Here is a 14319-nt window from a genome sequence, read left to right on the forward strand (position 1 = left end):
TTTAATTAGGAGTGTATAATTTATTCTTCTTCGTTTCCAGCAAATAGTTTTCCTAAGGTTGCTGGTTTCACAGAACTGTCATGGGCGTTGTGATACTCTTCCAATAAGTTCATAGTGGCATTAAGAAGGTCTTTTGTTTCCAATAGCATACTGAAATAAAGCGTCGTGTTTTTCGGGCTCGATTCTTCAGTTCTTGTACGCTCTACTTGTTTTTGGATTTTATCTGTTACCAAAGAAACAATCTCTTCTTTTCTGTTCAAGATTTTTCCGATTTCAGCAAATGAATGGGATTCAAAAGCATTTTTGGTGTTTTTGAAGAAACGCTCAAAACGCTCATCAACTTCCTTCAACTCCTTAATCTGGCTGAATTTTAATTTCTTGTGATTATTGTTGATGTGCTTATGACTCGCTTTCGAGATATAATCCAAAGACTGGGTCATATCTTGAAGGTAGCCTAAAATATTGATGTAAAAATTACTTGCGCTAACACTGGATTCGTCCAAGTTTTTGATGAAATAGAAGATGTTGTCACGTAATTCATCAATTTCTTCAGATAATTTAACTACCTGCTTTCTATTCTTTTTAAGCATTGCCAAATCTTGTCTTGCCAAACCGTTGATAGCGTTGGTGTAAATTCTGTTACCTCTCTCCACAACATTGGCAATATTGTTGGCGCTCTCATGGATAACTCCTTGTACAGAACTACTTTCTGCTTTTAATAGACGGTCTTCAGCTTTAAGCTCTTTGGATTTTTTGTTATGTTTTAGGTAGTTGCGTACCAAAATGATAGTAGCTAATAACAGCAATACAGGTACCATTACCTTTACATTCCAGTTTAGGAAGTAGGCAATAACTGCAGCCGATACAAAGGCGATAAGAGCTGTAAAGAACCATCCTCCAATAACATTCAATACTCCTGCTACACGATATACGGCACTTTCTGCTCCCCAAGCTTTATCGGCCAAGGATGTACCCATGGCAACCATAAAGGTTACATAGGTAGTGGAAAGCGGTAATTTCATGGATGTTGCAATAGAAATCAATACAGCGGCAACCATTAAGTTCACGGCAGCTCTTACCAAGTCGAATGCAGGCAATTCGTAAGTTTTGTCCTTTTTAAGGGTAATTACTGGTTTTTCAAATTGCTTGTCAATTTTCTCTTGCCATGATTTCGGCAATATATAAGAGGAAACTTGAGATGCTACGATAGTAGTTCTAACAAAGATTCTGGATAAGAAATTAGGTTGAAAACGCTCTTTGGTGGCTTCTTGACTTGAAAGGTCCAAGGATGTTTTTACAACGTCTTTAGCTTTGCTAGAGAACCAAAGTGTTACTACCATTACCAAACCTGCGATTACTAATAGGAAGGTTGGAGTTGGTACTTTGGAAGCTAAGCTGGCCATTGCAAAGGCATCTGGAGCAGCTCCTGACGCAGACCAAGCTTGGAATGACTGCCAACCTGCAATTGGTACACCAATAAAGTTTACCAAATCGTTTCCTGCAAAAGCTAGAGCTAGAGCAAAAGTTCCTACTAGGATTACTAATTTATAGATGTTGGTTTTAGCAAATTTGATTAAAGCTAAAGAGAATAAGGACCAAAATACCAAGCTGATTGCTACAATAAGTAACACTTGGTGCTCCAAAAAGTGGCTAATGGTTTCGCCTCCTAAAATGTCAAAACTTTCTTTGGCATAGTTGGTACCTTTGATACCCTTCATGAAGATGAAATAAGTAATGGCTGTTAGGGCAAATCCTCCGAACAATCCACCTACCCAAGATGCTTTCTTTTCAAAATCATAAGACAATAAAAGTCTAGAGACCCATTGTACCAAAGCTCCAATAGAGAAAGCTACGACTACCGAGAGCAGAATACCAAATATAATTTCAGTTGCCTTGGAAGTGTTGATGTAGTTAACAACATCAGTAAAGGTTCCGCCATCGTTGGCAATTTTAATCAGTGCCATGGCAACAGAAGCTCCAAGTAATTCAAATACAATGGAAACCGTGGTTGATGTTGGCATCCCGACAGAATTGAAAAAGTCCAGAAGCAGGATATCTGTTATCATAACGGCCATGAAAATGATCATGATTTCATTGAACATGAACTCTCCTGGGTTGAAAATTCCCTTTCTGGCAACTTCCATCATACCACTGGAAAATATGGCTCCAACGGCTACCCCAAGACTGGCAACAATCATGATGGTTTTAAAGGAGAACGCCTTGGACCCAATGGCTGAGTTCAAAAAGTTTACTGCGTCGTTACTTACCCCAACAATCAAATCGGCTATTGCCAATACGCCTAGGGCAACTATCATTAATAAATAAATGTTATCCATAATTTAACTTCAAATAATTTGCAAATATCTATAGTGTTTTTATTAGGTGCGTTACCTAATTGTTATCATTTGTAATGTTTAAAAATGGATCTCAAATTGCAGACGATAGCCTAATCTGTCCGATTGAACGGCAAAGTCTGCATAGGTGATATCCGATTGGACCTTAAGTTTATGTCCTACAATATACTTAGAAACTCCAAGAGTATACTCATTTGTGGTGTCTCTTCCTGTAATTTCTTTAAAATCGGTGTTTGCAAAGCGTCCTGCTACCTCCCAATTGTTCTTAAAAAGGTATCCCGCAGAAAAGTTGTATCCAGATCCCACTTGTACAATGTCTCCTGTAGGGGTTCCATCGCTGTTAACGGCTACAGGCGAATCAGCATTTCTATCGGCGTATTCTGCCATAATGGATAAACCACGGTATTTGAACATAGCATCTACAAATAGGGTTGTAATGTCGGTTTCAAATAAACCAGTGTCTGTTTCCATGTAAGAGCCGCTGTTGCTTCGGATTCTTACAGCATTGTCGTTAAAGTCGTAAGATACACCAAACGCCAACTTTGGGGTTGCTGTACGTTTAAGGTCACTTCCCATATAATCTTCTTTTCCTTCAAATTTACCAAAAGGATATAACTCTATACGACCCGTATATTGTTGTCCTCCTAAATTACCGGTAGTAACGTTTCTTCCTTCTCCTTGAGAAATGGCCAAGGCTTCTGTAATAATGAAATTTTCGGTGATTGCAATTTGGTGGTGTAATTGAATTCCCATATCACGATCGATGTTGAAACCAGCGTTAAGGATAGATCTGTCTACAAATTGCAAATTGGCAGATGAGATAACGCGCTCACGGTTTCCTGGCAATTTGGTTTGTCCAAACCAAAGTACAAAGTTACCATGGAAATTCCATTTCATCACAGCATCCATTACAAAACGAGGGGAATTGTGCGTGTAATAGGAAGCTCCAGACATATCACGGTTTGATAAACCCAATTCTATTTTATATTTAAGTTTTGGGGTCAAAGCATATCCGTCAAATTTTAAACGGGAACGTCTTACCAACATGTTAGTTTGTAAATTTCCTAAATCTCCGTCGTTTTCGGTCCAAGTGGTAGCGCCTAGTAATTGTACTCTTGCTCCAATCTTCATAGACCAGGTACTATCTTTACCTACGAGGTTGAAAAGTCCTTTACCAAATTTTGGGCTGTTTGTTTCAGTTTCTTGGGCGTGCGAAGTAAGCACACAACATAGCATAACTGCTAGGGCAGTAAGTTTAAGTTTCATATCAGGGTACTAGTTTTTGTCGGCGGCAAAGAACTGAACTCTATGTTAACTTAATGTTACGTGAAGATTAAGTTTATAACATTAAACAAAAGAGGCTACTTAGTTAAAAGTAGCCTCTAGAATTCACTATAATATAGTCGACAAAAACTAATAGATTATATGAATCTCTCATTGTTTGTCATAAGACTCTGCAAATCTGCCATTATAAAATGACTTTAATGTAATGATAATATTAACTAATTATTAATAACATTTAATATTCTCAAAGTCTTAACTGTCAGAAAAACAGTGTTATTGCGTTTCAATGTTAATTTAATGTTACGTAAATGTTTATTCAATGTAAATTTTTCGTAACTTTGAGTATATATGAACCTTAAACCCAAAGCAACATGAGAAAGATAGTCGTACTTGCAGCATTGCTTTTTGTAAGTCTTGGATTTGCACAGAGTGAAAGAACATTAACGTTAAATAAAGAAACCAATGTCATTGATGTGGTGTATTATCATGACAACGGAACCATTAGCCAAACGGGTAGTTATACCTTTGACGGCAAACTTCAGGGTGATTGGTATAGTTATGATGTGAATGGAAAGAAGATAGCTGCGGCAAAGTATGATAATGGTGTTAAGACCGGAAAATGGTTCTTTTGGGAAGAAAACACATTAAAAGAAGTAGATTATTTGAACAATAGAGTAGCTAGTGTAAATGAATGGGCTACCAAAAGTACTTTGGCTTCCAAATAATCGTTATATAGTTAATTAATAACAAAAAAAGCATCCTGGTTAGGATGCTTTTTTATTTGTATGGATATGGTTATTATAATCCAGTAGTCCAACCTGCAGCCCACTCAGGAGCGTCAGCACCGTTACCAGCACCAGTAGCAGTTCCTTCAGTGTAGAACGCTTGGTTAGCACCAGTATAGTCAGTTGCGATAAACCCTTCAGCAGTGTTATCGAACATTACGTTGGTCATGCTTAAGTCTCCGTTCTCAATTCTTACAGCAGCTTCAGCATCTGAACCTACAACTTTGATACCTAAGTTTACACCAGTAGTGTAGAAGTTATCAATAGTGAAGTTTCCTCCTCCTTCTTTGAAGTAAAGTGCTCCTTCTCCAACAGGTCCTACAATAGTGATGTTAGACAAAGTAGTTGTAGTTGTAGGAGTAGCATTTCCGTTATCTCCATTGTTAGACCCTTCAATACCGGCTTTAGCGCCACCTTTAATGTACCAGTTAGATCCATTTCCAGTCCAACCATCAGCAAAGTCGATAGAATCGTCACCACTGTTGATAGATACTAAGTAGTTACCTACTACAGATCCTCCGAAGAACTCGATACCGTCGTCACCACCGTTGTAAGATTGTACATATTCAAAGGTAGTACCAGCGCCAACACCGAATAAAGATACACCGTTAAACTCTTTAGCGTTCGAGTAAGTTGCACCTGTATATTCAACTCTTAGGTATTGGATAGATCCTGAGCTATCGTTAGTATCGTTTCCTCCGTAAGTCATATCTCCTACTTCAGAAGTAACAGAAACCCCTTTGTTGGTAGGTGCATTACCACAGATTACCAATCCACCCCAGTCGCCAGCAGCAGGAGAGTCCGCTCCAGAAGTCATTACTACTGGGTTGTTAGGCTCACCATTAATATTGATAGTTCCACCTTGTTCCACTCCAATAAAAGAAGCAACACCGCCAGTAGCTTTAATTACAGTTCCAGCAGGAATGTTTAAAACTCCGTTAGCTTTTACTTTTAAGCTACTAGTCAATAAGTATTCAGTATTAGCGCTAAGGCTTACAGTACCTGTGATTTCCCCTGCTAAGTTTATAGTAGCAGATCCACTGTTGCTTAAGCCAATGGTCCATCCTGCAGTCCAATCTGGTGCAGCTGCACCGTTTCCGGCTCCAGTGGCAATTCCTTCAGAGTAGAAAGATTGGTTGTCCCCAGTATAATCAGTTGTCATAAAATCTTCAGCAGTATCTGCAAATTGAAGGTTAGTGATGGTTAAGTCTCCATTTTCAATTCTAGCCGCTGCTTCAGCATCAGTATCCACAACTTTAACTCCTAGGTTAACATTGCTTACGTAAAAGTTGTTAATAGTAAAGTGTCCACCACCTTCTTTGTAGTAAAGTGCTCCTTCAGTTACAGGTCCTACTACAGTAATATTAGACAATGTAGTAGTAGTTGTAGGTGTAGCATTTCCGTTATCTCCATTGTTAGACCCTTCAATACCAGCTTTAGCACCACCAGCGATGTACCAGTTAGATCCAGTTCCATTCCAACCATCAGCAAAATCGATAGAGTCATCTCCACTGTTAATAGAAACTAAGTAGTTACCTTCTACAGTTCCTCCAAAGAACTCAATACCATCATCACCACCATTGTAAGACTGTACATATTCAAAAGTAGTACCAGAACCTACTCCAAATAAAGATACCCCGTTAAATTCTTTAGAATTGGAGTATGTAGCACCAGTGTACTCAACTCTTAAATAACGGATAGAACCAGAATTGTCGTTTGATACATCTCCACCATAAGTTAAATCACCAACTTCAGAAGTTACAGAAGTTCCTTTGTTAGTAGGGGCGTTACCACAGATTACCAATCCACCCCAATCACCTGCAGCAGGAGAATTGGCAGCAGAAGTCATAATAACTGGGTTATTAGGCTCTCCGTTTACGTATATTTTTGCTCCTTGAGCAACAGCGATATAAGCTGAAGTTCCACCTGTAGCCTTGATTACAGTTCCAGCGGGAATGGTCAAAGACCCGCTAAGAACTTTTAATGCTCCGGTTAATTGGTACTCTATAGAAGCATCCAACGTCACATCGTCAGTGATATTTCCTTCCAAAATGCTTAAGGTTTCGCAAGGTTCACAATCACCTCCACAATCGATACCTGTTTCATTTCCGTTTTGGATCCCGTCATTACATGTAGCTTGTGAACCCCCGTTGTCGTCATCACTAGAACAGGATACAACAGAAATCAAAGTCGCCACTGTAAGAATTAAGGTAAATAAATTTTTTCTCATTGTGTTTTTTGTTGTTTTAAAAATTTAAAGCGAAATACGGTAACAGCTTTAAATTGAAGATTACAGAATGGTTAACTTAATATGAATATATACTGATAAATATTTGGTTTGTTAACAATTACTTAAAATTGGTAAGACAAGGATAATTTAAAGTCTCTACCTTTTTTATAGGTAAGGACGTTAACATCTTGAGTGTCTTGATAACGTTCTACAGAAGGGTTCAATAGGTTTTTGAAAGAAGCTCCTAAAGTGATATGCTCATTTATTTGGTACTTGGTAATAAAATCCAAAGTGCCGTAACCTTTGTCAACCATGTTTCCTCTTCCTTGAACTCCCAAAGCATAAATACGATCAGAAAAGTAGTTGAATGCTAATGTGGTCATGAAGTTTCTATCTTCTGAAAAGTCTTTGTTGAAGCTAATGTCGGCATTCATTAAAAAGTCTGAAGCTCCAGATAGACGATCATTTTCGTTAGTGAAAACAGTGGTTATTGTTGTATTTTCTTCCGCTACTTTATCATCGTTCAATTCTTGGTCTGTGTACATGTACGCTGCATTCAAACCAGCAGAGAAAACAGTAGCTAAAGTGCTATCGTCTGTTTCAACTTCACTTTTGAATAAGTTTTTGCGTACTTCAAGTTCAGCTCCAATAGCCATGGCATAATCTCCAGAGTTTACCCAGCTAATATCGTTGGATGCAGAGGCGATTGTTACTTGGTTTATTGGATTTTCAATATATTTTCCAAAGGCTCCAAGAGAGAAAATCTCGTCTGATTCTGGGAAGAATTCCCAAATGATATCGGCATTGTAATCTGTAGAAGCATACAGGTCTGGATTTCCTATGTAATCCTGGTTTACTTCCTGATAAAGGAAAGGGGCACGTTCTTTAAACTGTGGCAAGGTATAGGTTTTACTTGCTGCAAATTTTAAGTTATGCTTTTCGTTTACTGCGTACTTTAAAGATAAGGCTGGAAGGATTTCAAAAGTATCAAATTTGTTGTCCTCAGGTTCTGGACTCGAGCTTATGGAAGTATCCCATCCAATAGTTTGAGTGATGTGCTCTCCTCTAAGTCCTGCAATGACACTGAATTTTGGAGAAAAAGTATATTCAAAATTCACAAATCCTGCATGAATGTTTTGGTCTCCTTTGTAGAACTGAGGATCTAATGCGTTTGGTGTATTTACATTTCCGCGGAAGGTCTCAATTCTAAATAAACCGGCATTCAAATTTTCTTGAGTAAAGTAGGCGTCTATGTTATAAGGATCTACTTCAGGTTGTGAGATTAGGTTGTTGTTGGCATCTCTTAGGGAAATTCTAAAGTTGAATTGTGTTGCTTCAAAATTTACTTTTTTCATTCTCCCGTTGTAACCTAAAGTCACTTTTCCCGCATATACGTCATCTTCATTTTTGCTGAATTTGAATGTAGTGGCAATGTTTGCGGCTAATTCATCTTCATTCAAATCTTGGTAGAATCTGTGGTTGTCAGAAGCAGAAGATACCAATTGCATAGATTTTGGTCCGTCAGGGTCGTTAGGGTTTACAGGTAGCAATGTAGTTTGTCTTCTGTTAGGCACATTGTTGTAAAGCATGTTGTATGATACACCCCAGTTGATGTCGAATTGCTCACCAATAGCATGGTCTCCCAATAATTGGTTTACAAACAGCTCTGTTCTGTCAAATACTGAACGCTGAATGATTCCTCCGCCTTCTGGTGCGTCATCATAAATGTTGATTACACCATCGTATTCCAATTGCTTTTGACTTGTAGAGTTTAGGTAAAGTACATTGTACTTGATTGATTGCTGTTTGTGCTTCAAACCAATATTTCCCATTAAGGTTGTGTTGGTTTTATACTCGTAGTTTTCAAAGTCAAAATTACTCAATGGTACTGCAGATGCGTTCACGCCTCCTCTAGAAACACCTTCTTTATAGGTGAAGCCATTACTGTAGTTACCTACTCCAAAGAAGCTTAATTTGGTTTCGTCTCCTAATCTTAAGGTTTCTCCTCCAACCAAAGAGATTCCAGAGTTTACAGGCATAGGCCCTTTTTCTCTATCCCAACTTGTAGTAAAATTGTAGTTGTTAAGTGGGTAATCAGGATAGTCTGTTGTGTAGAATCCGCTATAGTTTGGACCTTCATGTAAATAGAAGTCATCTGTACCAATAGCTTCTGTATTAGCACCAGTACTTAATCCTAATTGTAAGAATCCAGATCCTGTGTAGTCTTTTGAGATAATGTTGATATTTGCACCTGCAAAATCTCCGTAGTTAGCCGCATTGTAAGTTTTGTCAATACCAATAAACTCTACAATGTTTGTGCTGAAGATATCCAAATCGATATTCTTGTTTGCTGGATTGTTTGAAGGTAACGGCAATCCATTTAGGGTTGTGATGTTGTAACGGTCTCCTAAACCTCTTACGAATACACTTCCTGAACCTTCTTGTTGAGAGATTCCAGAAACTTTGGTAACTGCAGTTGCTACGTCACCAACGCCTTTTCTAGAAAGTTCCTGTGCACCGATGGATGTTTTGATTCCTGTGGCTTTTTTCTGTTCCAATAATAGAGCTGCTTCAGTTTCTTTTCTTGTGGTGGTCGTAATGATGACCTCATCCAAAGAAGCGGCACTAGCGCCCATAGGTACATCTACCTGGGTTACTTTTCCGGCAACTATTTCAACTGTTAATTCTTGGGTTTCGTATCCAACGAAGCTAAATATTAAGGTATAGCTTCCTGGTTCCAGATTGTCAATGGCATATAGACCATCAAAATCTGAAGTGGTACCAGTAGTCGTACCTTTGATTAATATGTTGGCAAAGGCCAACGGTTCATTGTTAAAGTCTTTGTCTGTTAATTTTCCCGCCACAGAACCAGTGTTTTGGGCAAAAAAAACGGTGGTGAAAAGCACCGAAAATACTAATAGTAATTGTCTCATATTATAGTTGTTGTAATTCGGTGCAAAGAAACCTTCATACTGTAAAGTCAATGTTAACACATAATTAAAACTAGGTAATAAAAAGGTTAGGCAAATGTTAAGAGATGAGGCTATTTTTGACTTTTGGAAACATTAATTTAACATTGAAAAGAGTATCTTGCGACGACTAAAATTTTTGAAATGAATTGGGAGGACTTACTATCCTTAAAGCGTTATGGGGATACCCATAAACGTTTGCGCAAGGAACAAGATGAAACACGTTTGGGTTTTGAAGTGGATTATGACCGGGTAATTTTTTCGGCTGAATTTAGAAGCTTACAGGATAAAACCCAGGTTATTCCCTTATCCAAAACAGATTTTGTTCACACACGACTTACCCATAGTTTGGAAGTGAGTGTGGTGGGACGTTCCTTGGGTAGAAAAGTAGGTCAAAAGCTTCTGGAGAAATATCCTTATTTGCAAACCGTTCACGGTTATCAGGCCAACGATTTTGGGGCTATTGTGGCTGCGGCGGCTTTAGCTCATGATATTGGAAACCCTCCATTTGGGCATTCCGGAGAAAAGGCTATTGGTGAATTCTTTAGAAATGGTAACGGTGCCAAGTATAAATCCCAATTGACGGATAAGGAATATCAGGACTTGTGTGATTTTGAAGGGAATGCCAATGGCTTCAAAATCTTAACAGAAAGTAGAAGTGGGAGAGAAGGAGGACTTAGATTGAGTTATGCCACTTTGGGAGCATTCATGAAATATCCCAAGGAATCATTACCCAAAAAACCTACCAAGCATATAGTGGACAAAAAGTATGGCTTTTTCCAATCGGAAAAGGATGTTTTTATGGATGTTGCTACCGATTTAGGCTTACTTACCCGTGGAGATAAAGGAGAGGTTAGGTTTTCTAGACATCCGTTGGCATTTTTGGTAGAAGCGGCAGATGATATCTGTTATACCATTATAGACTTTGAAGATGGTATTAACTTAGGTTTAATACAGGAAGAGTTTGCTTTGGAATACCTCATCAATTTGGTTAGAAATTCTATTAACACTGAAAAATACAATGCCCTTCAAAATACTCAGGACCGCATTAGTTACCTAAGAGCGCTTGCTATTAATACATTGATCAATGAAGCTGTGGAACTGTTTATGGCCAATGAAGAAGCTATTTTGAAAGATGAATTTCCTCAGGCACTTCTTGATAAAAGTCGTTTTGAGGCACAGATTAGTGATATTATAAAAATTAGCATTCAAAATATTTATGAATCTTCCGAAGTGATTGATAAAGAAGTGTCCGGTTATGAAGTAATCAATGGGCTGTTAACAGCGTTTACCGATGCAGTCTGTAATACAGCCAATGGCACTGCCTCCAATTACAATAAGTTGATTTTGAAAATGCTTCCTGAAACGGTACAGTCTTCTCAAGTTTCAACATACGACAGTCTTATGGCGGTGTCCAATTATATTTCAAAGTTATCGGATAGCAATGCTATATTGACCTACAGAAAGCTAAGAGGGGATTATATTTAAGGATTGTTAATAAGCTGTTTATAACTTCTGGGCTTAAGCGAAAATCTGTGTGATTTTCACTTACATTTGTGCTGTTTTAGAATCTGATAATCAGAGATTTTTTTACATAAAAATGTATTTTGTCGAAGAAATTTGTTTTTTATCGATTAAATATTATATTTGTCCTGTCGTTTATTTTTTAATCCTACAATGATGAAAAAGAACCTTTTAGGAGCTCTTGTTATTTTCTTTGTTACTGTGGCTTTTTTATTGATGCTTGACGATATGCGTTCTAGCAAGAATTCGCAATTGAATGAAAGTGTAGATATTTACAATGCTACGGAGCAGCCTAACATGGCTACTACAGACAGTGACGCTGAATAATCGTTTCTAGTTTTTCTGCAATTGCATCTACGTCAATTTTAGTGAGATGCTGTAAGGTTTCAATACTACCGTGTTCCACAACAATGTCAGGAACAGCCATAACGGTTATATTGTTTTTGTAGTTGTACTGAGCTGCAAATTCTAAAATAGCACTTCCAAAACCTCCTTTTTCACAACCGTCCTCAATTGTAATTATTTCAGAATAGGAATTGAAAGCTTGGTGTAACATGCTTTCGTCCAAAGGTTTTAAAAAGCGCATGTCAATGTGGGTTACATCGTCTTTCATTTCCAGTTTTTCAATGGCCTTTGTGACATTATCGGCAATAAAACCAAGACTTAGAACAGCGATGTTGTTCCCTTGTTTTAATTCTATGGCTTTGCCAATTTCAATAGGTTCAAAAGCTTGTTTCCAATCCAAAGTATTCCCTCTTCCGCGAGGATAGCGTATAGCTATAGGATGTTCAAGTCCTAATTGGGCGGTATACATAATGTTGCGTAATTCTACTTCGTTACGAGGTGCAAAAATAATGAGGTTAGGGACACATCTTAAATATGTTAAATCATACAAACCGTGGTGTGTAGCGCCATCTTCACCAACCAAACCTGCTCTGTCCAAACAAAAAATCACGGGAAGGTTTTGAATGGCCACATCGTGAATTACCTGATCGTAGGCTCGCTGTAAAAACGTAGAATAGATATTGCAAAATACCACGGCGCCTTGGGTGGCCATTCCTGCTGCCAAGGTCACGGCGTGTTGTTCTGCTATCCCTACATCAATGGCCCGATCAGGGAATTGCTCCATCATATATTTTAAGGAGCTGCCTGTTGGCATGGCAGGGGTAATGCCAATAATGGCTTCGTTTTTTTCTGCTAGTTCTACAATGGTGTGTCCAAAAACATCTTGGAATTTTGGAGGTTGCACGGTATCTGGTTTAGGGAAGAGCTCCCCGGTTTTGGCATCAAATTTACCAGGCGCATGGTATTTCACTTGATCCTTTTCTGCTTGTTTTAATCCTTTTCCTTTGGTTGTAATGACATGGAGTAGTTTAGGGCCTTCTATGGTTTTTAATCGCTCCATTTCTGAAATCAAAGCGGCAAAATCATGTCCATCAATAGGACCTGAATAATTAAAATTTAAGGCTTCAAACACATTTTCGTGTTTTTGTGTACCTTTTTTAACATTAGTTAAATATTGTTTCAAAGCCCCAACGCTAGGATCAATTCCAATGGCATTATCGTTTAATATCACCAATAAATTGGCATTGGTTACGCCTGCATGGTTAAGGCCTTCAAAGGCCATCCCACTAGCTATGGAAGCATCACCAATAACAGCTATATGCTGTTTGGTTGTGTCTCCTTTCAGTTGGGACACAATGGCCATTCCCAACGCTGCTGAAATGGATGTTGAAGAATGCCCAACACCAAATGTGTCGTAGGAGCTTTCGCTTCGCTTTGGAAAACCACTCAGGCCTCCAAATTGTCGGTTGGTATCAAAGACCTCTCTTCTGCCTGTCAATATTTTATGTCCGTAGGCTTGATGGCCAACATCCCAAATCAATAAATCTTTAGGGGTGTTGAACACATAATGTAGGGCAATGGTAAGTTCAACCACTCCCAAACTGGCTCCTAAATGCCCTTCTTTGGTAGCGACAATATGAATGATAAAGTCTCTTAATTCCTTCGCTAATTGGGGAAGTTGATGTGGCTCTAACTGCCTTAAATCCTCAGGAGATTGTATGTGATTTAATAACTTGGACATAATTACAAATGTACCATTTGAAATCGTATTTTTGGGATACAGAATTCAATTTTATAGCTATGGAAAGTCCTTTTGATGACGTGTATTTTATGAAGAAAGCCTTACAGGAGGCCGAAGATGCTTTTGAGAAAGGGGAAATTCCTGTAGGAGCCATAATTGTGGTGGATGATAGGATTATAGCCCGAGCACATAACTTAACGGAAATGCTGAATGATGTTACGGCTCATGCGGAAATGCAAGCCATTACCTCGGCTGCTAATTTTTTGGGAGGAAAATATTTGAACAAATGCACGCTTTATGTGACCTTGGAGCCTTGCCAAATGTGTGCAGGTGCTTTGTATTGGAGCCAAATTGGAAAAATAGTGTATGGAGCCAGGGACGAAGAGCGTGGGTGCATCAATTTGAAAACAAAACTGCATCCAAAAACCAAAATGGTAGGAGGCGTGTTGGAGGTAGAAGCCTCACGTTTGATGAAACGCTTTTTTATTGAAAAACGTAATTTGAATTAAAAAGTATAAAAAAACGCTTAACAAATTTGTTAAGCGTTGAAACTGTGCTTAAAGATATATACTCGTTAAACCACTTGCACGTTTGCTGCAACTGGTCCTTTTCTTCCTTCTTCTTCTGTGTACTGTACGCTATCGCCTTCACGTAGCTCAATACCGTTCAAGTTTGATACGTGAACGAAAATGTCTTTTCCTGTTTCGTTGTTGGTAATGAATCCAAATCCTTTTGAATCATTGAAAAATTTAACTGTTCCAGTCATGGTAAAAAAAATTATTATTAAAACATAAATGTATGATTAATAATCTTACAATGTGTTAAGTAATTGTATTTTTATTTAAAAAATTGATTATCAGTATTTTTTTTTATGATTTCTCATTTTTTCTAGATTCTCTTTATTAATCATATAGTCTTTCATGTCTTTGTCCTTCCAACGGTGGTATGAAAACAAAGGAAACACTACAAAGAAAAGTCCAACTACCCCAAAACCAATGAGTTTTTGTGAATAGTCAACTTCTAAGAGAAAACCACATGCTATGCTTATTAGAGAAAGTATCAAGGATATGGCAATAATGTATTTCAT

11 protein-coding genes are annotated in these 14319 nt (G+C 38.1%); 4 read left to right on the top strand and 7 right to left on the bottom strand.

What is annotated here, in order from left to right:
- Positions 1 to 20 precede the first annotated feature (20 nt).
- Both AC6I5C_RS03945 and AC6I5C_RS03950 read right to left on the bottom strand, forming a co-directional pair.
- A complete protein-coding gene (locus AC6I5C_RS03945) occupies positions 21 to 2336 on the bottom strand; it encodes an inorganic phosphate transporter (RefSeq protein ID WP_497904038.1) in 2316 nt (771 codons plus the stop codon).
- Between the two features lie 78 nt (positions 2337 to 2414).
- Positions 2415 to 3620 carry a porin gene (locus tag AC6I5C_RS03950; protein WP_497904039.1) on the bottom strand — a complete coding sequence of 402 codons (1206 nt, stop codon included), beginning with the start codon at positions 3618 to 3620 and terminating at the stop codon, positions 2415 to 2417.
- A 389-nt stretch (positions 3621 to 4009) separates the two neighbouring features.
- Here AC6I5C_RS03950 and AC6I5C_RS03955 point away from each other — a divergent pair, with 389 nt between their 5' ends.
- Positions 4010 to 4363, top strand: coding sequence for a toxin-antitoxin system YwqK family antitoxin (locus tag AC6I5C_RS03955; RefSeq protein WP_076662443.1), 354 nt, complete (start codon positions 4010 to 4012; stop codon positions 4361 to 4363).
- Between the two features lie 73 nt (positions 4364 to 4436).
- Here AC6I5C_RS03955 and AC6I5C_RS03960 read toward each other — a convergent pair whose 3' ends face one another.
- Both AC6I5C_RS03960 and AC6I5C_RS03965 read right to left on the bottom strand, forming a co-directional pair.
- The gene (locus AC6I5C_RS03960) at positions 4437 to 6653 is read right to left on the bottom strand and encodes a beta-helix domain-containing protein (protein ID WP_497904040.1); all 2217 of its coding nucleotides are present in this window, start codon (positions 6651 to 6653) and stop codon (positions 4437 to 4439) included.
- A 122-nt stretch (positions 6654 to 6775) separates the two neighbouring features.
- Entirely contained in the window at positions 6776 to 9586 is a 2811-nt protein-coding gene (locus AC6I5C_RS03965) for a TonB-dependent receptor (RefSeq protein WP_497904041.1), read from the bottom strand.
- 180 nt (positions 9587 to 9766) lie between these two features.
- On the opposite strand from AC6I5C_RS03965, the gene AC6I5C_RS03970 reads away from it, so the two are divergent.
- Together AC6I5C_RS03970 and AC6I5C_RS03975 are read left to right on the top strand one after the other, a co-directional pair.
- A complete protein-coding gene (locus AC6I5C_RS03970) occupies positions 9767 to 11110 on the top strand; it encodes a deoxyguanosinetriphosphate triphosphohydrolase (RefSeq protein WP_497904042.1) in 1344 nt (447 codons plus the stop codon).
- A gap of 192 nt (positions 11111 to 11302) precedes the next feature.
- A complete protein-coding gene (locus AC6I5C_RS03975; protein ID WP_157503105.1) occupies positions 11303 to 11473 on the top strand; it encodes a hypothetical protein in 171 nt (56 codons plus the stop codon).
- On the opposite strand, the gene AC6I5C_RS03980 is transcribed toward AC6I5C_RS03975, so the two are convergent.
- Complete coding sequence (locus tag AC6I5C_RS03980; protein ID WP_497904043.1) at positions 11451 to 13232, bottom strand: 1-deoxy-D-xylulose-5-phosphate synthase; 1782 nt, start codon at positions 13230 to 13232, stop codon at positions 11451 to 11453. The genes AC6I5C_RS03975 and AC6I5C_RS03980 overlap by 23 nt on opposite strands.
- A 59-nt stretch (positions 13233 to 13291) precedes the next feature.
- On the opposite strand from AC6I5C_RS03980, the gene AC6I5C_RS03985 reads away from it, so the two are divergent.
- Complete coding sequence (locus AC6I5C_RS03985) at positions 13292 to 13741, top strand: nucleoside deaminase (RefSeq protein ID WP_497904352.1); 450 nt, start codon at positions 13292 to 13294, stop codon at positions 13739 to 13741.
- A 65-nt stretch (positions 13742 to 13806) separates the two neighbouring features.
- Here AC6I5C_RS03985 and AC6I5C_RS03990 read toward each other — a convergent pair whose 3' ends face one another.
- Together AC6I5C_RS03990 and AC6I5C_RS03995 are read right to left on the bottom strand one after the other, a co-directional pair.
- Positions 13807 to 13998: a cold-shock protein gene (locus tag AC6I5C_RS03990; RefSeq protein WP_053976275.1), complete on the bottom strand. Its 192-nt coding sequence runs from the start codon at positions 13996 to 13998 to the stop codon at positions 13807 to 13809.
- Positions 13999 to 14088: 90 nt separating this feature from the next.
- The gene (locus AC6I5C_RS03995; protein ID WP_076662438.1) at positions 14089 to 14319 is read right to left on the bottom strand and encodes a hypothetical protein; all 231 of its coding nucleotides are present in this window, start codon (positions 14317 to 14319) and stop codon (positions 14089 to 14091) included.

It is taken from the genome of Mangrovimonas sp. sgz306409, assembly GCF_059735265.1.